The organism is Mycobacterium gordonae (genome assembly GCF_001417955.2).
GTDB lineage: Bacteria > Actinomycetota > Actinomycetes > Mycobacteriales > Mycobacteriaceae > Mycobacterium > Mycobacterium gordonae_B.
The window spans coordinates 18024-39855 of sequence record NZ_LKTM01000336.1 but is presented as its reverse complement, the minus strand read 5'-3'; the positions used below and the strand labels follow the sequence as shown (position 1 = coordinate 39855).

22 protein-coding genes are annotated in these 21832 nt (G+C 67.0%); 6 read left to right on the top strand and 16 right to left on the bottom strand.

Annotated elements, in window-relative coordinates:
* Positions 1-7: 7 nt before the first annotated feature.
* Genes AO501_RS22980 through prfB form a run of 8 tightly spaced genes read right to left on the bottom strand, consistent with a single transcriptional unit; the run spans position 8 to position 6930 of the window.
* The gene (locus AO501_RS22980) at positions 8-1036 is read right to left on the bottom strand and encodes a tetratricopeptide repeat protein (RefSeq protein WP_055579916.1); all 1029 of its coding nucleotides are present in this window, start codon (positions 1034-1036) and stop codon (positions 8-10) included.
* Positions 1036-2244, bottom strand: a complete 1209-nt coding sequence (locus AO501_RS22975; RefSeq protein ID WP_055579915.1) for an AAA family ATPase — start codon at positions 2242-2244, stop codon at positions 1036-1038. The genes AO501_RS22980 and AO501_RS22975 overlap by 1 nt, the downstream gene beginning before the upstream one ends.
* On the bottom strand, positions 2244-2723 hold the full coding sequence (gene smpB, locus AO501_RS22970) for an SsrA-binding protein SmpB (protein ID WP_055579914.1): 480 nt from the start codon (positions 2721-2723) through the stop codon (positions 2244-2246). Before smpB ends, AO501_RS22975 begins: the two co-directional genes overlap by 1 nt.
* A gap of 2 nt (positions 2724-2725) precedes the next feature.
* On the bottom strand, positions 2726-3619 hold the full coding sequence (ftsX, locus tag AO501_RS22965; RefSeq protein ID WP_055579913.1) for a permease-like cell division protein FtsX: 894 nt from the start codon (positions 3617-3619) through the stop codon (positions 2726-2728).
* Positions 3620-4309 carry a cell division ATP-binding protein FtsE gene (gene ftsE / locus AO501_RS22960; protein ID WP_055579925.1) on the bottom strand — a complete coding sequence of 230 codons (690 nt, stop codon included), beginning with the start codon at positions 4307-4309 and terminating at the stop codon, positions 3620-3622. It abuts the gene before it with no gap.
* 44 nt (positions 4310-4353) lie between these two features.
* A complete protein-coding gene (locus AO501_RS22955) occupies positions 4354-4842 on the bottom strand; it encodes a hypothetical protein (RefSeq protein ID WP_055579912.1) in 489 nt (162 codons plus the stop codon).
* On the bottom strand, positions 4839-5825 hold the full coding sequence (locus tag AO501_RS22950) for a mechanosensitive ion channel family protein (RefSeq protein WP_055579911.1): 987 nt from the start codon (positions 5823-5825) through the stop codon (positions 4839-4841). Before AO501_RS22950 ends, AO501_RS22955 begins: the two co-directional genes overlap by 4 nt.
* Positions 5815-6930, bottom strand: a complete 1116-nt coding sequence (gene prfB / locus AO501_RS22945) for a peptide chain release factor 2 (RefSeq protein WP_055579910.1) — start codon at positions 6928-6930, stop codon at positions 5815-5817. Before prfB ends, AO501_RS22950 begins: the two co-directional genes overlap by 11 nt.
* 42 nt (positions 6931-6972) lie before the next feature.
* Here prfB and AO501_RS22940 point away from each other — a divergent pair, with 42 nt between their 5' ends.
* Positions 6973-8331, top strand: coding sequence for an FAD-dependent oxidoreductase (locus tag AO501_RS22940; RefSeq protein WP_055579909.1), 1359 nt, complete (start codon positions 6973-6975; stop codon positions 8329-8331).
* 16 nt (positions 8332-8347) lie between these two features.
* On the opposite strand, the gene AO501_RS22935 is transcribed toward AO501_RS22940, so the two are convergent.
* Genes AO501_RS22935 through AO501_RS22925 form a run of 3 tightly spaced genes read right to left on the bottom strand, consistent with a single transcriptional unit; the run spans position 8348 to position 11503 of the window.
* Positions 8348-9928, bottom strand: a complete 1581-nt coding sequence (locus tag AO501_RS22935; protein WP_055579908.1) for an FAD-binding oxidoreductase — start codon at positions 9926-9928, stop codon at positions 8348-8350.
* A 10-nt stretch (positions 9929-9938) separates the two neighbouring features.
* Entirely contained in the window at positions 9939-10142 is a 204-nt protein-coding gene (locus tag AO501_RS22930) for a hypothetical protein (RefSeq protein WP_055579907.1), read from the bottom strand.
* Between the two features lie 41 nt (positions 10143-10183).
* Entirely contained in the window at positions 10184-11503 is a 1320-nt protein-coding gene (locus AO501_RS22925) for an HNH endonuclease signature motif containing protein (protein ID WP_055579906.1), read from the bottom strand.
* Positions 11504-11691: 188 nt separating this feature from the next.
* Between AO501_RS22925 and AO501_RS22920 the strand changes: the two genes are divergently transcribed.
* Together AO501_RS22920 and AO501_RS22915 are read left to right on the top strand one after the other, a co-directional pair.
* The gene (locus AO501_RS22920) at positions 11692-12675 is read left to right on the top strand and encodes an Acg family FMN-binding oxidoreductase (RefSeq protein ID WP_055579924.1); all 984 of its coding nucleotides are present in this window, start codon (positions 11692-11694) and stop codon (positions 12673-12675) included.
* A gap of 3 nt (positions 12676-12678) precedes the next feature.
* Positions 12679-13107 (top strand): pyridoxamine 5'-phosphate oxidase family protein, encoded by a 429-nt coding sequence (locus AO501_RS22915; RefSeq protein ID WP_055579905.1) that lies wholly within the window; start codon positions 12679-12681, stop codon positions 13105-13107.
* A 4-nt stretch (positions 13108-13111) separates the two neighbouring features.
* Here the strand turns inward: AO501_RS22915 and AO501_RS22910 are convergent, their stop codons facing one another.
* Both AO501_RS22910 and AO501_RS22905 read right to left on the bottom strand, forming a co-directional pair.
* Positions 13112-13522, bottom strand: a complete 411-nt coding sequence (locus AO501_RS22910) for a group III truncated hemoglobin (protein ID WP_371934967.1) — start codon at positions 13520-13522, stop codon at positions 13112-13114.
* A 2-nt stretch (positions 13523-13524) separates the two neighbouring features.
* Positions 13525-14910, bottom strand: a complete 1386-nt coding sequence (locus AO501_RS22905; RefSeq protein WP_055579904.1) for a WS/DGAT/MGAT family O-acyltransferase — start codon at positions 14908-14910, stop codon at positions 13525-13527.
* Positions 14911-15086: 176 nt separating this feature from the next.
* Here AO501_RS22905 and AO501_RS22900 point away from each other — a divergent pair, with 176 nt between their 5' ends.
* Positions 15087-16064: an Acg family FMN-binding oxidoreductase gene (locus tag AO501_RS22900; protein ID WP_055579903.1), complete on the top strand. Its 978-nt coding sequence runs from the start codon at positions 15087-15089 to the stop codon at positions 16062-16064.
* Here AO501_RS22900 and AO501_RS22895 read toward each other — a convergent pair whose 3' ends face one another.
* The 3 genes from AO501_RS22895 to AO501_RS22885 are packed head-to-tail and all read right to left on the bottom strand — an operon-like array spanning position 16065 to position 19265.
* Entirely contained in the window at positions 16065-17801 is a 1737-nt protein-coding gene (locus AO501_RS22895; protein WP_055579902.1) for a GAF domain-containing sensor histidine kinase, read from the bottom strand.
* Positions 17798-18445 (bottom strand): hypoxia response regulator transcription factor DosR/DevR, encoded by a 648-nt coding sequence (gene dosR / locus AO501_RS22890; protein WP_055579901.1) that lies wholly within the window; start codon positions 18443-18445, stop codon positions 17798-17800. The genes AO501_RS22895 and dosR overlap by 4 nt, the downstream gene beginning before the upstream one ends.
* 22 nt (positions 18446-18467) lie before the next feature.
* Positions 18468-19265, bottom strand: a complete 798-nt coding sequence (locus AO501_RS22885) for a universal stress protein (protein WP_055579900.1) — start codon at positions 19263-19265, stop codon at positions 18468-18470.
* A 387-nt stretch (positions 19266-19652) separates the two neighbouring features.
* On the opposite strand from AO501_RS22885, the gene AO501_RS22880 reads away from it, so the two are divergent.
* Together AO501_RS22880 and AO501_RS22875 are read left to right on the top strand one after the other, a co-directional pair.
* Positions 19653-20777 carry a PPE family protein gene (locus tag AO501_RS22880; protein ID WP_055579899.1) on the top strand — a complete coding sequence of 375 codons (1125 nt, stop codon included), beginning with the start codon at positions 19653-19655 and terminating at the stop codon, positions 20775-20777.
* Complete coding sequence (locus tag AO501_RS22875; RefSeq protein ID WP_055579922.1) at positions 20777-21832, top strand: PPE family protein; 1056 nt, start codon at positions 20777-20779, stop codon at positions 21830-21832. Before AO501_RS22880 ends, AO501_RS22875 begins: the two co-directional genes overlap by 1 nt.

Below are 21832 nucleotides of genomic sequence, written 5' to 3'. Positions count from 1 at the left end.
ATAGTACCTAGACGAGCAGGCCGAACCTCACGATGAACAGGCCGCTGACGGCCACCAATACTCCCGCCGGGATTGCCCACGGCCCACCGAAGGCCACCGCACCCGCCCCGACAGCCGCCGCCAGCGCCGCATGCACGATGCGCACGACAACGCCGGCGCGGCCGCGCGCAGCCGAAACAAAAGTCCGGCGCGGCACCGCGCGCAGCAGCCAGACGAAGTTCCCGATCAGCACCACGACGCCCATCACGATCAGCACCTGCATCATCACGGTGCGGAAATCCGTGCCGCCGTGGGACGAGCCGACGAACGCGCACAAGATACCCACCATTACCGCCAGTACGGTGACGCGGCGCAGGATGGTCGCGAGGACCGCACCGATATTGCGGCGCACCAGGTTTCCGAGCGTCGGGTCGCTGCCCGCGGCCCCGAGAAAACCGCGCAACGCATGGCCGAACTTTCCGCCGCGCAGCCGGTTGACGGCCAGGTTGTTCTGGGCCTCGGCATTGCCGGGATCCAGCGCCAGGGCCCGCTCGTAGGTGGCCGACGACTCTGCGATGTAACCGAGGTCGTGCAGGATGGTGCCGCGCAGCACCAGCGTGTCCACATCGGCGGGCGAGAGCCGCAGCGCCTCGTCGACCTCGATCAGGGCATCGTGGTACCGGTGCGCCTTCTGTAGTACGCGGGCGTAAAGGCGATGGGACAGAACCTCATTCGGGTGCTGCGTGACCGTTCGCCAGGCCATCCACACCGCTTCCGGACCGCGCCCCTGCCCATCCAGCGCGAGTGCGTAGATCCGCATGGCAAGTTCGTCGTGCGGCGCGGCCGACAGAGCGGCATAGGCGCTGGAAGCCGCTTGCGAATGGTCGCCGAGCAGGTATTCGGCGCGGGCATTGTGGGCCAACAGCCCGGGATCGTTCGGGTGCTCGGCCAGTACCTGCCGCAGCACGTCACGCGCACGCTGATAGTTCTTCGACTCGATGTAAGCGTCGGCGACCACGATGGCCTCGGCCACCGGATCGGGGCCGGGCTGAGTCATTACCGAATTTTCCTGCGCCGCAGATACTTTGCCAGCTCGTCGTAGCTGCCGTCGCGGTTGGCGAATTCGACGACGTTGCGCGCGGTCTCGAACCACGGTCCGGTGCTGGGACGGATCTGCGCCAGCGACGCGGTGACGTCGGCCATCGAGACGGGGCGCACCTGTCCGCTGCGCATCGAGTCGGCCATCGCCAATTGTGTTGCGCTGTCACAGACATGGGCCAGATCGGCACCCGAGAATCCCTCGGTGCGTCCGGCCACCGCTTTGAGGTCGATGCCCGCCGCCGGCCGATCCCGCAGATGGTAGCGGACGATGCCGGCCCTGGCTTCGGCATCGGGTAGCCCGACGAAGACGGTCCGGTCGAAACGTCCGGGGCGCCGCAGCGCCGGGTCGACGTCCCAAGGCGCATTGGTGGCGCCCAGCACGTACACGCCGTCGTTCGCCGAACCGGCCGAATCGAGTTCCTCCAACAGCGCGTTGACCACCGTACGTATCCCCGAGTTGCCGCCGAGTGCCGAACGGCGGTGCCCCAACGCGTCGACTTCGTCGAAGAACAGCACGCAGGGTGCATTACGGCGGGCAACGTCGAAGACCGAGCGGATGCTGCGTTCGCTCTCCCCCAGCCAGCGGCTCAGCACGTCAGCGATGCCCACGTGGTAGAAGCCGGCGCCCAGCTCGCCCGAAATGGCTTTGGCGATATGGGTTTTGCCGCACCCCGGCGGGCCGTACAGCAGCAGCCCACCACGCGCGGTGATCTTGAACGCCTTCATCAGGTCGGGGTTGCGGATGGGGCCCAGCAGCGAAAGTTCAAGCTGCTGTTTGACATCGGGCATGCCGGCGACGTCGGCCAGGCCCACTGTGCTGCGTTGCAGCACGTCGTAGTCGCCTTCGTGCACGACGTCAGCGCTGTCCTCGGCGGACCCTTCGACGAAAGCCGGTTCGACGATGTCGGCAACCTGCTGCTCGGCGCTGTGCCAGTCGAACTGTGACTCGGCCGGCCCCGACAGCGCCGCGCTGCAACGCTGCAGCAGGCTCAGTGCGTCGGCGTTGCCTGCGTCGTGCGTGAGCGCCGCGCTGCAGTGTCCGACGGCCTCGGCGTAGCGCCCCTTGTCCGCCAGCAACCGGGCCAGGTGCACCCGCAGTTCGACCACGTCCGGGCTGCGCTCGACTGCCGCCGAGAGCTCCCTGATGACGGGGTCTTCGGTCATCAGCCCATGCCTTTGGCCCGGCGACCGAGTTCCCTGATCACCTCACGCTGAGCGTCGCGCTTGGCCATGTCCTGACGTTTGTCGTGCGCCTGCTTACCACGCCCCAGCGCCAGCTCGACCTTGACCTTGCCCTCGGAGAAGTACATCGACAGCGGCACCAACGCGTAGTTACCCTCGCGGATCTTGCCGATCAGGGTGTCGATCTGGCGGCGGTGCAACAGCAGCTTGCGGTTGCGCCGCGGCTCATGGTTGGTCCAGCTCCCGTGCCGGTACTCCGGGATGTGCACGTTGCGCAGCCAGATCTCGCCGTCGTCGACGGTGGCGAACGCGTCGACCAGAGATGCGTGCCCCTCCCGCAGACTCTTGACCTCGGTGCCCTGCAGCGCGATGCCGGCCTCGAACACTTCGAGGATCGAGTAGTTGTGCCGCGCCTTGCGGTTGCTGGCGATGATTTGTCGGCCGGGAGGCTTCTTGGCCACCGCTACCGCCGTATGTAGAGGCGCAGCGTCGCGTATGCCGTCAACCCCGACATCGCGACGCCGAGCAGCAGCAGGATCGGTGAGATGTAGACGATGTCGGCGTAGTCGACCTTGGCGATCAGATGCGCTTGATAGAACTGGCTCAGCGCCCCCTCCAGGAACAACGCCCGCACCGCTACCAAGCCCAGAATCGCGATCACCACACCGATGGTCGCGGCGAGCACCGCCTCCACCAGGAACGGCAGCTGGGTATACCACCGACTGGCGCCGACCAGACGCATGATGCCGATCTCAGTGCGACGGGTATAGGCGGCTACCTGCACCATGTTGGCGATCAGCAGAATCGCGCCGATGGCCTGTACCAGTGCGACGGCGAACGCGGCGTTACTCAACCCGTCCAGCACCGCGAACAACCGGTCGATCAGCTGCTTCTCGTTGAGGATGCCGCGCACGCCGGGCTGGCCCTCCATAGCCGCGGCGAACTCGGCGTGCTGGTCCGGGTTGCTCAGCTTGACGATGAAAGACGCGGGGAAGGAGTCCTTGCCGGCGACGTCCTTGAACTCCGGGAACTTCTTGATCGCGTCAGCGTAGGCGTCCTGTTGGTTGACGAACCGCACGGACTTGACGTCTTGGCGACTCTCGATCTTGTTGCGCAGCGCCTTGCAGATGTCGCCGCCGCACGTGGGGTCGTTGGCCGACACGTCTTCGGTGAGATACACCTGCGTCTCGACCCGGTCGAGATAGATGGCCCGCGAGTTGTCGGCCAACCGGACCACCAGCAGACCGCCGCCGAACAGGCCGATGGAGATCGCGGTGGTCAGGATCATCGCGATCGTCATCGTGACGTTGCGACGAATGCCGGTGACGACCTCGTTGAGTAGGAATCCGACGCGCACTTAGCGATCCATCCCGTAGACGCCGCGCTGTTCGTCGCGAACCAGCCTGCCCAGCGACAACTCGACCACACGCTGGCGCATCGCGTCGACGATGTGGTGGTCGTGGGTGGCCATCAACACCGTCGTGCCGCTGCGATTGATGCGCTCCAACAAATCCATGATGTCCTTACTGGTGTCTGGGTCGAGGTTGCCGGTGGGCTCGTCGGCCAGCAGCACCAGCGGCCGGTTGACGTACGCGCGGGCGATGGCGACCCGCTGCTGCTCGCCGCCGGAGAGTTCGTGCGGCAGTCGGTTGGCTTTGCCCGACAGGCCGACCGTCTCCAGCACCTCCGGAACCACCCGGTTGATCGCGTCGCCGCGGCGGCCGATGACCTCCAGCGCGAAGGCGACGTTGTCGTACACCGTCTTCTGTTGCAGCAACCGGAAGTCCTGGAAGACGCAGCCCATCACCTGGCGCAGCTTGGGCACGTTGCGCCCGCGCAGCTTGTTGACGTGAAACTTCGAGACCCGGATGTCACCGGTGGTCGGCGTCTCTGCGGCCAGCAACAACCGCATGAACGTGGACTTGCCCGAGCCCGACGGACCGATGAGGAAAACGAACTCACCCTTGTCGATTTTGACGTTGATGTCATCCAAGGCCGGACGTGCCGACGATTTGTACTGCTTGGTGACATGTTCCAGGGTGATCATCACGGCACGCCAGTGTAGCGGGGTGGTTCGCCGGGGGGCGAAACTCAGCGCGCCGGAGCCGGTGAGCTGGGCCCCGGACCAGGCGAGGAACCGGGCCCCGGCAGCCCGGGCTGTTGCTGGTTGGCGGGCGGTGTGGTCGGGGTCGTCGATGCCGGGCAGAAGGGCGGCGGCAGCAGGCACGGCAGGCCCGGTGTCGTCGTGGTGGTCGTCGTCGTCGGCGGCGGCGGGGTTGTCGTGGTCGTCGGCGTCGGCGTGGGGGTGGTGGTGACGGGCTGCGGCTGCACCCGGGTGCGCGGCACCCAGGTGTAGCCGGGGTCGGGCACGAACCCGGGCGGCACCACTTGGCCAGGCGTGTCGCTGCGCGGCGGCTCCGGGTGCGGACGGTAAGTGGCGTAGGTCCACCACAGCGCGAAGAACGCCACGATCAGCACCACGGTCGAAGTACGGACCCGGCCGCCGAACAGATGGCTGGGCGTCCGCCGCTCCCGGCTCTCCCGGACGCGCTGCAGCAGGTTCAATCCGATCTGTTTCATCGCTTCGTCACCGATGTGTCGGCGTCGGTCACCTCGTCGGTCGCGGGCATCCCGGCGTCGTCGACCACTCCGACCGTCGCGTCCGCCGCGGTCACGATCCCGGCGCGCGCCAGCGCGCGGATCACCAGCACCCGCAACAGCCGGCCGGCCTCGAACTGCTTGCCGGGCAGCGTGCGGGCCACCAGGCGCAGCGTGACGGTGTCGACCGCGATGCTCTCCACGCCCATCACCGTGGGCGAGTCCAGCAGCAGCTCGCCCAGCAACGGGTTGTTCTGGGCGTTCTCGCACTCCTGATGCAGAACCTCGTTGACCCGGTTGAGGTCGGCGTTGGTCGACACCGGGATGTCGACGACGGCCCGCGCCCAGTCCTTGGAGAGGTTGACCGACTTGACGATCTGGCCGTTGGGGACGGTGAACACCTCGCCGTCGGCCGATCGCAGCCTGGTCACCCGCAGTGTCACGTTCTCCACGGTGCCGGTGGCGTCGGTCGTCGAACCCTGAATGGTCAGCTTCACCAGGTCACCGAAGCCGTACTGGCGCTCGACGATGATGAAGAACCCGGACAGCAGATCCTTGACCAGCTGCTGGGCGCCGAAACCGAGGGCCGCGCCCACGACGGTGGCCGGTGCGACCAGGCCACCCACCGAGAACTGCAGCACGTCGGCGATCTGCATCATCACCATGATCGCGATGATCACGATCGACACCCAACGGATCACCGAGGCCACGGCCTGACGGTGTTTGGTCGCCTCCGAGCGCACCAGCGCGTCACTCTCGGCGAAGCCCAGGTCGAGCTGGCGGGAGATCCGCTGGGCTACCCAGCTGACAAAGCGGGCAGCCAGCACCGCGGCGATGAGCAGCATGGCAACCCGCAGTCCCCTGGTGATGATCCACTCACCGATCGGACCGCGCCAGAAGTCATGCCATCGCTGTGCCGCGGAGGCAATGCCCTTTACGTGGAAAGCGAGGTTATTAGTCGTCATCTTTTCTGTTGCGCCACCGAATCCCGGCTTCCAGGAATCCGTCGATGTCTCCGTCCAGGACGGCCGCCGGGTTGCCCACCTCGAACTCGGTGCGCAGATCCTTGACCATCTGGTAGGGGTGCAGCACGTATGACCGCATCTGGTTTCCCCAGGAGCTGCCGCCGTCGCCTTTCAAGGCGTCCAGCTCCGCGCGTTCTTCGGAACGCTTGCGCTCCAACAACTTTGCCTGAAGCACTCGTAACGCTGAAACTTTGTTCTGCAGTTGCGACTTCTCGTTCTGGCAAGTCACGACAATACCCGTTGGGATGTGGGTTAAACGAACCGCCGAGTCGGTCGTGTTGACCGACTGCCCCCCGGGACCGCTGGACCGGTAGACGTCCACGCGCAGGTCGCCTTCGGGGATCTCGATGTGGTCGGTGGTCTCCACCACCGGCAGCACCTCGACCTCCGCGAAAGACGTCTGACGTCGACTTTGGTTGTCGAACGGGCTGATTCGCACCAGACGGTGGGTGCCCTGTTCCACCGACAGGGTTCCGTAGGCGAACGGTGCGTGCACGGCGAAGGTCGCGCTCTTGATGCCGGCCTCTTCGGCGTAGGACGTGTCGAACACCTCGACGGGGTACTTGTGCTGCTCTGCCCAGCGGATATACATGCGCATGAGCATCTCGGCCCAGTCCGCGGCGTCGACCCCGCCCGCTCCGGAGCGGATTGTGACCAATGCCTCACGTTCGTCGTACTCGCCGGACAGCAAAGTGCGGACTTCGGTGGCCTCGATGTCGGCGCGCAGCGCCTTGAGCTCGGCGTCGGCTTCCACCAGGGCGGCGTCGGCAGCCGGCCCCTCTTCTTCGGCGGCCAGTTCGTAGAGGACCGGCAGGTCGTCGAGCCGCTGCCGCAACTCCTCGACGCGGCGCAATTCGCCCTGGGTATGGGACAGTTCGCTGGTCACCTTCTGCGCGCGCGCCTGGTCGTCCCACAGGTTGGGGTCGGACGCCTCCTGCTCGAGTTTTTCGATGCGGGTGCGCAGACCTTCGACGTCAAGCACCCTCTCCACCGTGGTCAGGGTGGAGTCAAGTGCGGCGATATCTGCTTGACGGTCAGGTTCCACAGGCGACAACGTTACCGGCACCACCGTCTAGCATCCTTCTACATGCGTCCCTATCACGTCGCCATCGTCGGCTCCGGGCCGTCGGGCTTCTTTGCCGCCGCGTCCCTGCTGAAGGCGGCCGACACTTCCGATGAGATCGATGTGGCCGTCGACATGCTCGAGATGCTGCCCACACCGTGGGGCCTGGTGCGCTCCGGCGTCGCACCCGACCACCCGAAGATCAAGTCGATCAGCAAACAGTTCGCCAAGACGGCCACCGACCCCCGCTTCCGGTTCTTCGGCAACGTGGCCGTCGGCGAACACGTCCATGCGCACGAACTCGCCGAGCACTACGACGCGGTTATCTACGCCGTCGGGGCCCAGTCGGACAAGCCACTCAACATTCCCGGGGAGCACCTGACGGGCAGCATCTCCGCGGTCGACTTCGTCGGCTGGTACAACGCGCACCCGCACTTCGAGGAGAAGACACCGAACCTGTCGGGCGCCCGCGCCCTGGTGGTCGGCAACGGCAACGTCGCGATCGACGTCGCCCGCATTCTGGTGACCGACCCCGACGTGCTGGCGCTCACCGACATCGCCGACCATGCGTTGGAGTCGCTGCGCCCCCGCGGAGTCGAAGAGGTGGTGATCATCGGCCGCCGTGGTCCGCTGCAGACGGCGTTCACCACGCTGGAGTTGCGTGAGCTCGGCGAGCTCGAAGGTGTCGACGTGATCGTCGACCCGGCCCAGTTCGAGAGCATCACCGACGAGGACGCCGAGGCCGCGGGCAAGACCACCAAACAGAACATCAAGGTGCTGCGGGGCTATGCGGAGCGCGAGCCGCGCCCGGGCCATCGCCGAATCGTGTTCCGGTTCCAGACCTCTCCGATCGAGATCAAGGGCGAGGAGCACGTCGAGAGCATCGTGCTCGGTCGCAACGAACTGGTCACCGACGAAAGCGGCTGGGTATCAGCCAAGGACACCGGCGAGCGCGAGGAACTCCCCGTGCAGTTGGTCGTCCGCTCGGTCGGCTACCGCGGCGTGCCCACCCCTGGGCTGCCGTTCGACGAGAAGCGCGGCACCATTCCCAACACCGGGGGCCGGGTCGAGGGCAGTCGCAACGAATACGTCGTCGGCTGGATCAAGCGCGGTCCGACCGGCGTCATCGGCACCAACAAGAGCGACTCCCAGGAGACCGTCGACACGTTGATCGCCGATCTGGCAGGTGCTTCCTTGGCTGAGTTCCCCGAAGACCACGCCGACCGGATTTCGGACTGGCTGACCGAACGGCAGCCCAAGGTGATCACCTCGGAGCACTGGGACGTCATCGACCAGTTCGAGCGCTCAGCCGGTGAGCCGCATGGCCGCCCCCGGGTCAAGCTGCCCAACCTCGCTAGGCTTTTGCACATCGGGCACGGCTGAGCACGGGCCGCCGCGACTACCCCACAAGCACGCCGGGATTGAGGATGCCGGCCGGGTCCAGCGCGTGCTTGGCCGCGCGCAGTGCCTTGGCGAACGGGTCGGGGCGCTGCCGGTCATACCAGGGGCGGTGGTCGCGACCTACCGCGTGGTGATGGGTGATGGTGCCGCCGGTAGCGCTGATCGCTTCGGAGACAGCGGCTTTCATCTCGTCCCACTGCGCGTCCAGGGCACCCCAGCGGCCGGCGGCATAGATGCCGTAGTACGGCGCCGGGCCGTCGGGATAGACGTGGGTGAACCGGCAGGTCACCACGCCGGTGCCGCAGACCTTTTTAATCGCGTCCGTGGCGGCACGGGTCACCGCGTTGTGCAGATGCTCGAATTGAGTCCAGGTGCAAGCGGTTTCGAATGTCTCGGCGATGACACCGCGGCGCGCCAGGGCATCTCGTTGATAAGGCATGCGCAGGAACGACGAGCGCCAGTTGGTCGACGCGTCTTCTTCTGTTCTCTCACTGTCGGATTCGCGGTTGCGCCGGGAGATGACCGTGCCGCCGTGTTCGGCGGTGATTTCCAGCGCCCGGTTCAGCCAGGGGTCGATCGGATGGTCGGCGGACTCGAAGGCCAGCACCAGCAGGCCACCGGTCACCGGTACTCCGGCGTTCAGGAATGCCTCCGCAGGATCGAGCAACCGGCAGTTCGCGGGAAACAGACCCGCTTGCGCGACGGTGCGGGTGGCGGCGACCGCGGCCGGCCAGCTCTCGAAGGCCACCGACGCGGTGACGTGCCAGCGCGGGCGGTACTGCAAGCGCATCCATGCCTCGGTGATGACGCCGAGGGTCCCCTCCGAGCCGACGAAGAGCCGGTCCGGGGACGGTCCCGCGCCCGAGCCGGGCAGCCGGCGCGACTCGCTGACGCCGGCCGGGGTGACCACGCGCACCGATTCGGTCAGGTCGTCGATGTGGGTGTAGAGGGTGGCGAAATGTCCGCCGGCGCGGGTGGCCAACCAGCCGCCGAGGCTGGAGAACGCGAAGGACTGAGGGAAGTGCCGCAGGGTCAGGTTGTGTTTGCGCAACTGGTCTTCGATCCACGGACCGAGTGCGCCGGCCTGGATCCGCGCGGCACGGCTGACCTGGTCCACCTCGACCACCGCGCTCGTTGCGCTGACATCCAGGGTGATTGCGGGCCCGTCGAAGCGGGGCTCAACGCCGCCGACGACTGAGCTGCCTCCGCCGTAGGGAATAGCCGGAATCCCTTCGCGGGTACACCAATCCAGTACGTCGATCACGTCCTGTTCGCGCCGCGGCCGGACGATCAGGTCGGGTAAATGATCCAGGCGCCCCTGCAGATTGCGTGCGACGTCGCGGAAAGCCTTGCCCCGCGCGTGCCCGGCCCGGTCCACCACCTGGGCGGAGCACAACGCGGCCAGGGACTGCGGCGGGCTGATGCGCGGGCTGGGTAACCCGAGCGCGTTCGGGTCGGGTGGCGGGTGGTCGGTGAGGTCGTGACCGGGCAGCATGGCCGCAACCCGTGCCACCAGGTCTTTGGTCTCTTGCTCGGTGAGGGCTTGTTCGAGCGTGCCCCACCCCCACCAGGAACGCATGCCGGTGGTGTCAGCGCTTGCGGAGAACGAGTGCGCCGCCGGCGACCAGCAGCACCAGTGCCAGGATGATTCCCCAGCCGGCACCGGCGAAGTACCAGGTGACAGCCACCAGCGCGATCAGCGGTGACACCGCGAAGAGCACGATGCCGGGGTTCTGCTTGATCACTGCCAGAGCGCTTCTAGCCCGGATGGGGTCCAGCTCATTGCCTGCCATCCGTTCAGGATGCCAGGTGCGGGCCGCATTGCGAAGCGCGGTCAACTCGGTTCGTCGTCATCCGGTGCCAGCAGTTTCTCCGGGTGGTGGAATGTATTTATTCGCGGTTGGCCGTGATCCAGATGGGCGGGCGGTAGCCATTCGGTGTCGCTGTTGGCGTTCTTGCGGGTGGTCCAGCCTTTATCGGCGAGACGGTTATCAATGCCGCAGGCCAGGGTGAGGTCGTGGATGTCGGTGACGTGGGTGTTCGTCCAGCCGCTGGCATGGTGCACCTGGGCGTGGTAGCCGGGGACGTCGCAGCCCGGGCGGGTGCAGCCGCCGTCTTTGGCCAGCAGCATCAGTCGCTGGGCGAGGTTGGCAAACCGCTTGGCGTGGAACAGCGCCAGCGGTTTGGCGCCGTCGAAGACCGCGAGATAGTGATGCGAGGTGGCGGCCCAGCCGATCAGGGTGGGCAGCGGGATGCGGGTGCCGCCGCCGGTGCGGGCGCGCCCGGCCCCGGCTTCGAGGTCCTTGAGGGTGGTGGTGACGATGATGGAGACCGGTAGGCCGTTGTGGGTGCCCAACTCGCCGGAGGCGAAGAGTTCGCGGATGGCGGTGATGATGGCGTCGTGGTTGCGTTGGGGTTGGCTGCGGGTGTCGGTGTCTCCGTCGGGGATGCCGGTGCCGGGGGCGGCGAGTTTGGCCCAGGCGGCTTCGAGTAGTGCCCGTAGTTCGGGGGTGATCAGGCCGCTGAGCCGGGACATGCCGTCGTATTGCTGGGGGCCCAGGGTCAGGCCGCGTGTGCGGGCGCGTTCGTCGTCGGTGTAGTCGCCGTCGGGGTGCAGCAGCGCCATGAGTTCGTGGGCGTATTTGGCGACCTGGTCGGGGCGAAAGTCACAGGCCTTGCCGCCCAGGTCCTTTTCGGCGGCTTCCCAGGTGTCGACATCCACCGTGCTGGGCAGGTGGGCGATGAAGTCGCGGATCACCTTGATGTGCGCGTCACCGATCAGACCTTCGCGTTGGGCGGCGGCGGTCGCGCCCAACAGTGGCCCTAATGATTCGCCTGTCAACGCCCGGCGTTCGCCGAGGTCGTCGGCTTCGGCGATGCGCCGGTTGGCGTCGGCTTTGGTGATCCGCAGGCGCTCAGCCAACGCCGCGGGCAGTTTGCCGCCGAGTTCTTCCTCGGTCGCTTGGGTTTTGAGGTGGTTGATCAACGTGTGCTGGGGTGTGCGCATCCGGCGGTGCACCTTTTCCAGGCGCTCCATGCCGCGCAGGAACTCCGGGGTGGTCAACGCATCGAACGTCAAGTCACACAGGCGATCAACAGCGGCGTCGAGTGCATTGAAGACCTCCACGATCTCCTCACGCGTACTCGATGCCATACCCCAATTCTATGGAGGGCCACTGACAAGTCCGGATCGCCGCGAAGGCCGAAAGGTGTTGATATCACAGGCGATATCACTTTCCACCGTCGAACGTCGCCGCCGGAACGGTGACACACGGCATGCCGCCGAATGACCAAGGTCCCTACCCCTCGCCAGCGCCCATCCGTAACGTGCCTGGCGTGGACATCGAGACCGTCAAGAGCGCAGTCTTGCTGGCCTGCCGGGCGCCGTCGATCCACAACAGTCAACCGTGGCGCTGGGTCGTCGACCATAACGCCGTGCACTTGTTCGCCGATCGCAACCGGACCGTTCCCGCCACAGACCATTCCGGGCGTAGCGCACTGATCAGCTGCGGCGCGACACTCCATCATCTCGAGGTCGCCATGGCGGCGGCGGGCTGGCGGGCCACCATCACCCGGTTGCCCGACCCGAACGACCCCGGGCATCTGGCCACCCTGCGATTCCGTCCGATCGATCTCGTCACCTCGGCACATCGCAATCGGGCCGAAGCGATCCTGCAGCGCTACACCGATCGGCTGCCGTTCGACCGGCCCATGTACTGGGACCACTTCGAACCGGTGCTGCGCGAAGCGCTCGATGACGAGGTGGCCACCCTGCACGTGCTCGCCGACGAGCAGCGCCTCAGGCTTGCCGAGGCATCGCAGCTGAGCGAGGAACTGCGCCGTGACGACGCTTCTTATCATGCCGAACTCGATTGGTGGACTTCGCCATTCGCCCTATCGGAAGGCATGCCCCCGTCCTCGCTGGCATCCGACACTGAACGCCTGCGGGTTGATGTTGCCCGGGAGTTCCCGGTCCGTGGCCACCAGGATCGCCGCCCGGGGATCGCGACCGACTGGTCTAAAATTCTGGTGTTGTCGACACCCACCGACACCAAAGCCGATGTTCTGCGCTGCGGCGAAGTACTCTCTAGCGTGCTACTCGAATGCACCATGGCCGGAATGGCGACCTGCACATTGACCCACCTGATCGAATCGAGTGAGAGCCGCGACATCGTACGGGAACTGATCGGCCGGCGCGGCGAGCCCCAGGTGTTGATCCGGGTCGGCATCGCCCCGGCAATGGAACCTGTGCCCGCACCGACACCACGCCGTCCTCTGCATGCCGTCCTCGAAATCCGCCCCACGCCAGACACTCCGAAAGGATGAGCAATGAGCAATGAGCCGATCACCGTCCTGTCCGAAAGCGAGAGCTGGGATCTGCTGGGCACGGCCTCGCTCGGCCGATTGGTGACCAACTTCGGCGGAGAACCGGAGATCTTCCCGGTCAATTTCGTGGTGCAGAACCGGACCGTGTTGTTCCGGACGGCCGAGGGCACCAAACTCTTCTCGGCCGTCGCCAATCGCACGGTGATCTTCGAGGCCGACGACCACAATGTCGCCGAAGGCTGGAGTGTGATCGTGCGCGGGCGTGCGCAGCTGTTGAAGGCCGACGCCGACATCCAGCAGGCGGACAAGGCCGGCTTGTACCCGTGGGTGGCGACGGCCAAGCCGAACTTCGTCCGCATCACCCCGAATGACATCACCGGCCGCCGCTTCGTGTTCGGTCCGGAACCGGACCACAACGCGACCGCCTCCTGAGGACTCAGCGCGTGAGGAGCGCGTCAAGCTCACGCGCGTCGGCACCGTTCAACCGCCGGTTCATCGACCAGGCGATCCGGGCGGCCTGCAGCTTGGCGTGCTCGGCCACCGGTCCGTCGTAGAGTTCGTCGACGGCCTCGTGCCACAGGGTCAACCAGCGGACAAAGTGGCCTGCCGTCAACGGAGTTCGGCTGTGCAGGTCCCGATGTACGGTCAATGCGCTGCCCTGGTAGCGGCCCGCGCGAAACAGCACGGTCTCCCAGAAGTCGCTCATCGTCGGGATGTGTCCGTCCAGCCCGGCGGCTCTCAGTTCCGTGAAGGCGTCGTACAGCACCTCGTCGTGTAACGCCGTGCCGTAGAACCGGTACAGCAATGCCTCGATATCCGCGCGATCGACCAGATCCCGTGCCGCCACCGTCAGACCACCAACGACAGCGGCCCACGGGTCGGAGGGTTCCTGCGGCGCTTGCTGATTGTCACCAGCCGCCTGATCGCGGCCTCGATGCCGCGCGCCAGTTGATCGACGTCCCCGACCGCGTTGTAGTCGGTGAGAATCCCGAAGAACAGTTCGCCGGCGTAACTGAGCATCGCCACACCGGTGCGCAGGTCCATCGCCAGCGGCGGAACCGGATAGAGCCCGGTCACCTGCCTGCCCATGATCCGCAGCGGTCGGCGCGGTCCCGGCACATTGGTGGCCACCGTGACCACACCGCGCTGCGGCAAACGCATCAACAACCCGACGGTCCAAGCACTCAATGCGAACGGGATGCGATTCGTCAAGGACAAGAACGCATTTCCCGCCTGTCGCTGACCACTGGACTTCGCGCGGCCCAACCGGTCGTGCACGGTCCGCAGCCTCTCCACCGGGTTCTCCTCGTCCACCGGCAGATTCGGCAACATCAACGACACCCGGTTGTCCGTCACGCCGGCCGCACCCGCAGACCGCACCGATACGGGGACCAGTGTCCGCAATGATCCGCGCAGCGGCGTGAGCCCGCGCTCCACCATGACATTGCGATAGCTCTCGGTAATCGCAGCCAGCGCAACGTCATTGACGGTGACATCGAACGTCGAGGCGATCAGTTCGATGTCGGCCATTGCCACCCGCGCCCCGCCGTATCGGCGCTGGTCGCTGAGCGGACCGTTCAGGGCGGACGCGGACGGAATCAACAGACCCGCGGCGATCTCACCGGCGCCCTGGACGGCACGGACGACACCGGCCGTGAGTGCGGCCGACGCCTGCGCCAAACCCTCTAGAAGCGGCTTCCGTTGCGCGGGGCCTTCTTTCGAGATCTTCCTCGCCGCGGGCAACCCACGGTGAGAAGCACTGCTGACCCCGTCGTCGCATAACCCCGCGAGGATATGCGTGGCGGCGATGCCGTCCGCCATGCAGTGGTGCAGTTTGGTCAGCATCGCCCAGCGATTGTCGGCGAGTCCCTCGATGACCCATACCTCCCACAGCGGCCGATCGCGGTCCAGACGCCGGGCCATCACGTCGGCAATCAACCGGAAAAGCTCGCGGTCGTCACCTGGATGTGGCAGCGCGGCCCGGCGCACGTGGCGCTGGATGTCGAAGCCGGGGTCATTAACCCACTCCGGCGCACCGAGATCCAACGGGTGCAGTCGCAAGCGCTGACCGAACCGCGGGCAACCCCGGATCCGTTGCGCGAAAACCGAGATCAACTCACTCTGCTCGGGTGCCGGCCCTTCGATGACCGCAAGACCCCCGATCGCAAGGCTGACCCGCGAATCGGCATCCTCGGCCTTGAGGAACCCTGCGTCCAGTGTCGTCAGGTGGTCCATGAATCAGCGCCTCCCAGTTATGTGCAACTCTCAGTTTCACTATCCGCTGTCAGCGGTGCCGGGAGCAGGGCCAAAGGTCCCACGCTGCCGGGGCTTCGTCCTCTGACGCGGGTCGCGCGGTGCCGACAATCCTGGAGAGCGTGACCACAGTCATGGACAGGAAGGGCTCAGCCCCGATGAACGCCCAATTCCCCGACGCCGACACGTTGCGAACGGTCCTCACCCTGGCCACCCGTGCCCCTTCGATCCACAACACGCAGCCCTGGCGGTGGCGGGTGGGCGCGGCAAGCCTGGACCTGTTCTCCGAACCGGACATGCAGCTGCAGAGCACCGATCCCGACGGCCGGGACCTGACCATCAGCTGTGGCGTCGCGCTGCATCACTGTGTCGTCGCACTGGCGTCAATGGGCTGGCACGCCAAGGTAAGTCGCTTTCCCGAACCCGCAGATCCGCGCCACCTGGCCACCATCGAGGTGGTTCCGCAGGCGCCGGATCAGTCCGACATCGCCCTGGCAGCGGCCATCCCCCGGCGCCGGACCGACCGGCGCGCGTACAGTTCGTGGCCGGTACCGGGTGGCGACATCGCGCAGATGGCCGCCCGCGCGGCTCGCAGCGGCGTCATGCTCCGCCAGGTCGATTCGCTGGCGAGAATGAAAAGCATTGTGGCGCGCGCCGTTTCCGACCATGCCAGCGACGACGCCTATATGCGCGAATTGACCACGTGGAGTGGACGATACGGCGCGGTGGCCGGAGTGCCGGCGCGCAACGCGCCGCCGTCGGACCCGCACTCGCCGATCCCCGCACGGTTGTTCGCGGGCCCGGGGCTGGCACAGCCGACCGGCATCTCACCGGCCGACGATTGCGGCGTCATCCTGGCACTGGGTACCGAGAAGGACGATCGGTTATCGCAACTGCGGGCCGGGGAGACGACCAGCATCGTGCTGTTGACCGCCACGGCGCTGGGTCTGGCGTGCTGCCCCATCACCGAGCCTTTGGAGATTGCGGAGACCCGCGCCGCGGTCCGCGCCGACGTGTTCGGCGACAGCGGTTATCCGCAGATGCTGCTGCGGGTCGGCTGGGCCCCGATCAACGCAGATCCGTTGCCGGCCACTCCACGGCGCCGACTGGTCCGCGTCGTCGACTGGCCCGAGTAACTATTGAACGAGCGGCGCCGACCACCGCAGCAGCGTCCCACCCGAGGCCGCTGTGTCGACGGTGAACTGGCCACCGGCCTCCTCCGCGCGCCGCCTGAGGTTGGTCAGTCCGCTGCCGGTGAACTGCTCGGGCATACCGCAACCGTCGTCACCGACCTCGATGCACAGGTCGTCGTCGACCCTGACGCGCACCGTCAACGCCGTCGCTCTCGCGTGCCGGACGGCGTTGCTGACCGCCTCCCGCACCACGGCCTCGGCGTGGTCGGCCAGTGCACTGTCGACCACCGACAGCGGCCCGATGTATTGCACGCTGGTACGCAACCCGGAGTCAGCGAACTGACCGGCGGCCGCGTCGATGCGCTGACGCAGCCGGGTGATGCCCTGCGAGGCTCCGTGCAGGTCGAAAATCGTGGTCCGGATCTCCTGGATGACGCCTTGCAGCTCGTCTATCGCGCCTGAAAGCCGCTGCTGCACTTGGGGTTCTCCGGCCCGCGGCACCGCGGCCTGCAAGGACAGCCCGACCGCGAACAGGCGCTGGATCACGTGATCGTGCAGATCCCGCGCGATCCGGTCGCGGTCCGTCAGCACATCGAGTTCTCGCATCTGCCGTTGCGACGTCGCCAACTGCAGTGCCAGCGCGGCCTGGTCGGCGAACGCGGCCATCATCTCGAGTTGGTCGTTGGTGAAGAATCCCGCACCGCCTCGGCCCAGGACGACGACCACGCCCGCCACGGTGCCGGTGGCCCGCAGCGGTAGCAGCAACGCCGGGCCGACATCGTCCAGGCCGGCCAGGCCCTCGGTGTCCAGCCGTTCGATCTGGCGTGGCATACCTTTGATGAACACCTCTCCCAGCGCCGTGCCGACGACGGGAATGGTCTGTCCCGCAACATTTTCAACTTCAGAGCCGAGCGTCTCGATCACCATCAGTTCCGCGACGTCGGTATGGGAGACGTTCTCGTCGAGCGGGACGGCGACCAGGGCCGCATTCGCGGCGGTCAGTTTGATCGCCTCTTGGGCGAGCAGGCGATACACGGTAGCGGGTTCCGTGCCGGACAACAGTTCGGTGGCGATGTCACGGGTGGCCTCGATCCAGGACTGCCGTTCCTTGGCCTCTTGATACAGCCGCGCATTGGCGATGGCGATACCCGCCGCTGCCGCCAGAGCCTGCACCAGCACTTCGTCGTCTTCGGTGAAGGGCTGCCCGTTGGTCTTGTCGGTCAGGTACAGGGTGCCGAAGGATTCCTCACGAACCAGCACGGGCACCCCGAGGAACGTCCGCATCGGCGGATGATGCGGCGGAAATCCGACCGACGCCGGGTGCTTCGAAAGATCATCCAGCCGTAGCGCTTTCGGCTCATCGATGAAGTGGCCGATGATGCCTTTGCCCTGGGGCAGGTTGCCGATGCGGCGCACCGTCTCTTCGTCGATGCCCTCGTGGACGAAGTTCATCACGCGTTGTTCGCCGTCGTGCACCTCCAGAGCGCCGTAGCGGGCGTCGACCAGATCCGTCGCCGAGTGCACGATGGCACGCAGTGTGGCATTGAGCTCCAGCCCTGAGGTGACCACCAGCATGGCCTCCAGCAGGCCGTCGAGGCGGTCGCGGCCCTCGACGATCTGTTCGACCCGGTCCTGCACCTCGACGAGCAGTTCCCGCAACCGCAACTGGGAAAGGGTCTGCCGGAACGGTTGCAGAGCGACCTCGTCGGGACCGGTCTCGTCCGGCTCACCGACGGTCATCGGCCGGCACCTTGCGAGCGCTTCAATTCCGTTGCGAATACCGCGGCTTGGGTTCGCCGCTCCATGCCCAGTTTGGCCAGCAATCGGGACACGTAGTTCTTCACCGTCTTCTCGGCGAGAAACATCCGATCGGCGATCTGCTTGTTGGTCAGGCCCTCGCTGAGCAGGGCCAGCAATGCGCGCTCCTGCTCGGTGAGGCCCGACAACGGGTCCTGTTTTTCGGTGGCGTCGCGCAGTTTGGACATCAGGGCCGCGGCCGCGCGGTTGTCCAGCAGCGACCGGCCGGCGCCCACATCCTTGACCGCGCGGGCCAGGTCCATGCCCTTGATGTCCTTGACGACGTAGCCGCTGGCGCCGGCCAGGATGGCGTCCAGCATCGCTTCGTCGGAGGTGTAGGACGTCAGGATCAGGCACCGGAGTTCGGGCATGCGAGACAACAGGTCCCGGCACAGTTCGATGCCATTGCCGTCGGGCAGCCGGACATCGAGGACCGCGACATCCGGATCCGCCGCCGGAATCCGCGACATCGCTTCGGCGACCGAGCCGGCTTCGCCGACGACGTCGAGTTCGGGGTCGGCACCGAGCAGGTCGATGAGGCCGCGTCGCACCACTTCGTGGTCATCGACCAGGAAGACTCTTACCAAGGCATCACTCCCGAAGTCGCCGCTAAAGGTTGCCGCTGCGCACGGTCAACACCGAGGACCCCGCGTTGTACACGCTGCGCACCTGGGCGGCGTGCGCGTCGGTGACGAAGAGCTGACCCGGCGCCTCATTGTCAGCCATATAGCGGCCGTCGTGCCCCCGGACGATGGCCGACTCCACCCGCACATCGGGATACAGCCGCGTCCAGCGGGTCAGCCTGCGGTGTAACTGCGCTTGCGCCAAGCGGTTTCCGTCGCCGGGTGAGTCCGCTGAGTGAGGCCGCTGCACCGAGACAGCGCGCAACGGGACGCCGCGAAGGCGAGCTTCCTGGAACGCATGGCGCAATACGGCTCCGTTGTCCGCTTCCGCGACGACCCGCCTGATCGTGGGCGCGGTCGTGCCGTCGTGCGACCGGTGTATCACCGCCACCGGACACAGCGAGGATCCGGCCAGGGCCCCGGCCACCGAGCCCTCACCACTGTGCGCGTGATTGCGCCCTATCGACCCGACGCAGATCATCGACGCCGTCCGCGACTCCTGCATCAGTTTGGTCAGCGGCCGGCCCCACAGAATTTCGGTTTCGATCACCACCTCTTTGCCCGTCGCCCTGACGGCTTGCTGGGCGTCGAACAACGCCGCGCGGGCAGCCGCCTGGTGTCCCGCGATACCGCCCGACACCGGTGGCGATTCGATGACATAGACCAGGCGCAGTGGAACGTCCCGTGCGACCGCCTCGTCGATCGCCCACAGCGCGGCGTGCAGAGCCGTTCTCGAACCGTCGATACCTACCACGACTGCGGGACCCGACTCGCGGCTGGTCATCGCGGCCTCTCCTTCACTCGATCACCCTGGCATCAACGTGGCCAACCCGAACGTTATTGACGGCCGGGCCGGGAACCCAGAGGCATAGGTCCCCGGATCGGGGCCTTAGGTCCCTAGCCAACCGGCCAGCTACGACCGGATTTCGCCGGCGTGAGCGCATCAGGAATTCACCGTGACGCATTTCTCTGTTCACCGGATTCGCATCAGTTCCGGTGTCAGCCTTGTCAGGTTAAGAACACGGCACTAGCGGAGGTCATCCGAATGGTCTTCGGGCAGCCAGCCCCGGCTTGCGGCAGCACGGCGAATAACACCCCACTGAATCAAACTCTGTTCCACCTCGCACGCGCCTGATAAGCGAGACGTACCCCACGAAGGAGAAGTGACACAATGGATTACGCCTTTCTTCCCCCGGAGGTCAACTCGGCGAGGATGTACGCCGGCCCCGGCCCGACTTCGTTCCTGACCGCCGCCGGCAGCTGGGACGCGCTGGCCGCCGAACTCGCCACCACCGCAGCGGGGTACGAGGCGGTGCTCACAGCTCTGGCCACCTGGCAGTGGAGCGGCCCAGCCTCGCAGGCCATGACCGCCGCTGCCGCCCACTATGCGGGCTGGCTGCAGGGCACCGCCGAACAGACGAAGCAGACGGCGGCACAGGCCAGGTCCGCCGCCGCGACCTTCGAGCAGGCCTACGCGATGACCGTGCCGCCGCCGGCAGTGGCGGCCAACCGCACGCAGCTCAGCTCCCTGGTCGCGACGAACCTGTTGGGCCAGAACACCGCGGCGATCGCCGCCACCGAAGCGCAGTACGCCGACTTCTGGGCCCAGGACGCCGCCGCCATGTACGGCTACGCCGCGTCGTCGCAGACGCTGACACAGCTGCTGCCGCAGTTCTCCTCCCCCGCGCAGACCTCCAACCAGGCCGGAGTAACCGCTCAACAGGCGGCGGTCGCCCAGGCCAACGCGAGCGCCGCCGCGTCGGACCCGGTGTCTCAGTTGATCGATGCGACGACCCAGGAGCTGCAGTCGCTGGCCGGGTCGATCATCCCGGACGACCTGACCGCCCTGGATGTCATCGCCGCCGTCGGCACGTCCATCAACTCCACGTACTACCTGGAAGCGTTCGCCGCCGGGGTCATCGGCGCCGAGAACAATCTGGGCGTGCTTCCGAAGGCGGGTGCGGCTCTGGCGGCCGACGCCGCCCCGGCAGCTGCGGCGGCCCCGCCGCCGGTGGGAGCCGCGGCGGGACTGGGCAGCGTCACCGCCACTCTCAGCCGGGCCGGCACGATCGGGCAGATGTCGGTGCCCGCGAGCTGGGCGGCGCCGTCGACGAGCCGGTTCTCGGCGCTGGAGCCGGCCGGGTTCACCGTGATTCCCGGGACCGAGGACGCGGTGGTGGCCGGGTACCCCGGCTATCCCGGACTGGCGTCGGCGACAGCGGCGCGCGGCGCCGGGTCGCCGCCGCGGTACGGTGCCCGGCTTACCGTGATGGCCCGCCCGCCGGCTGCTGGATGATCGATTTCGCTTTTCTGCCGCCGGAGGTGAACTCCGGGCGGATGTACAGCGGCCCCGGATCGGGGTCGTTGCTCGCGGCCGCGGAGAGCTGGGACTCGCTGGCCGCTGAGCTGGAAACCACGGCCCAGAGCTGTCACTCGGTGCTTTCCGCCCTCACCGGGTTGCACTGGCACGGGCCGGCGTCGGCGGCGATGACGGCAGCCGCCGTCCCGTACCTCGGCTGGCTGCAGGTCACCGCCGGGCAAACGCGACAGACGGCCCTGCAGGCCCGGGCGGCGGCGGCCGCCTACGAACTGGCGCATGCGATGACGGTGCCCCCGCCGGTGGTGGCGGCCAACCGCATTGCGCTGGCCGCGCTGATCGCGACGAACTTCTTCGGCCAGAACACCGCGGCGATCGCCGCCACCGAGGCGCAGTACGCCGAGTACTGGGCCCAGGACGCCGCCGCGATGCACGGCTACGCGGCCGGCTCCGCGGCGGCATCGGAGCTGACGCCGTTCACCTCGCCACAGCGGGCCACCGCGGCCGCCCAGGCACCAGCCGCCGCCGAGGAGTCTGCCGGTGACCTGTCACTGCGCGCGCTGTATACCGCGCTCGACCCGTCGTCGCTGTTCTATCTCGATGTCACCGTGTTCGACGAGATCCGCGTCGTGGGCACCACGATCGGTAGCGCCACCAAGCTCGATCTGACCGCATGCGGAGTCATCGGAGCCGAGCACAATCTCGGCGTTCTGCCCGCGCTGACCGCGGAGACGCCCGTCATCACCCCGGCGCCCCGATTGAGCGCGTCCGTCGCGCGCGGCGGCGCCGCCGTGGGCGAGGTGACCGCGACGCTGTCGCGCGCCGGCACGGTCGGATCGATGTCGGTGCCGGCGAGCTGGGCCGGTGTGCCGGTCAAAGGCGCCCTGCCAAGCGTTGCCGCACCGGCCGAACCCGCCGCGCCCGGGCTGGGGATGCCGGGGATGCCGGGGATGAAGGTGTCCCGACCGTCGATCGTCGTCCCCCGGTACGGACGCCGGCTGCGGGTGATGTGGCCGTCGCCGGCGGTCGGCTGA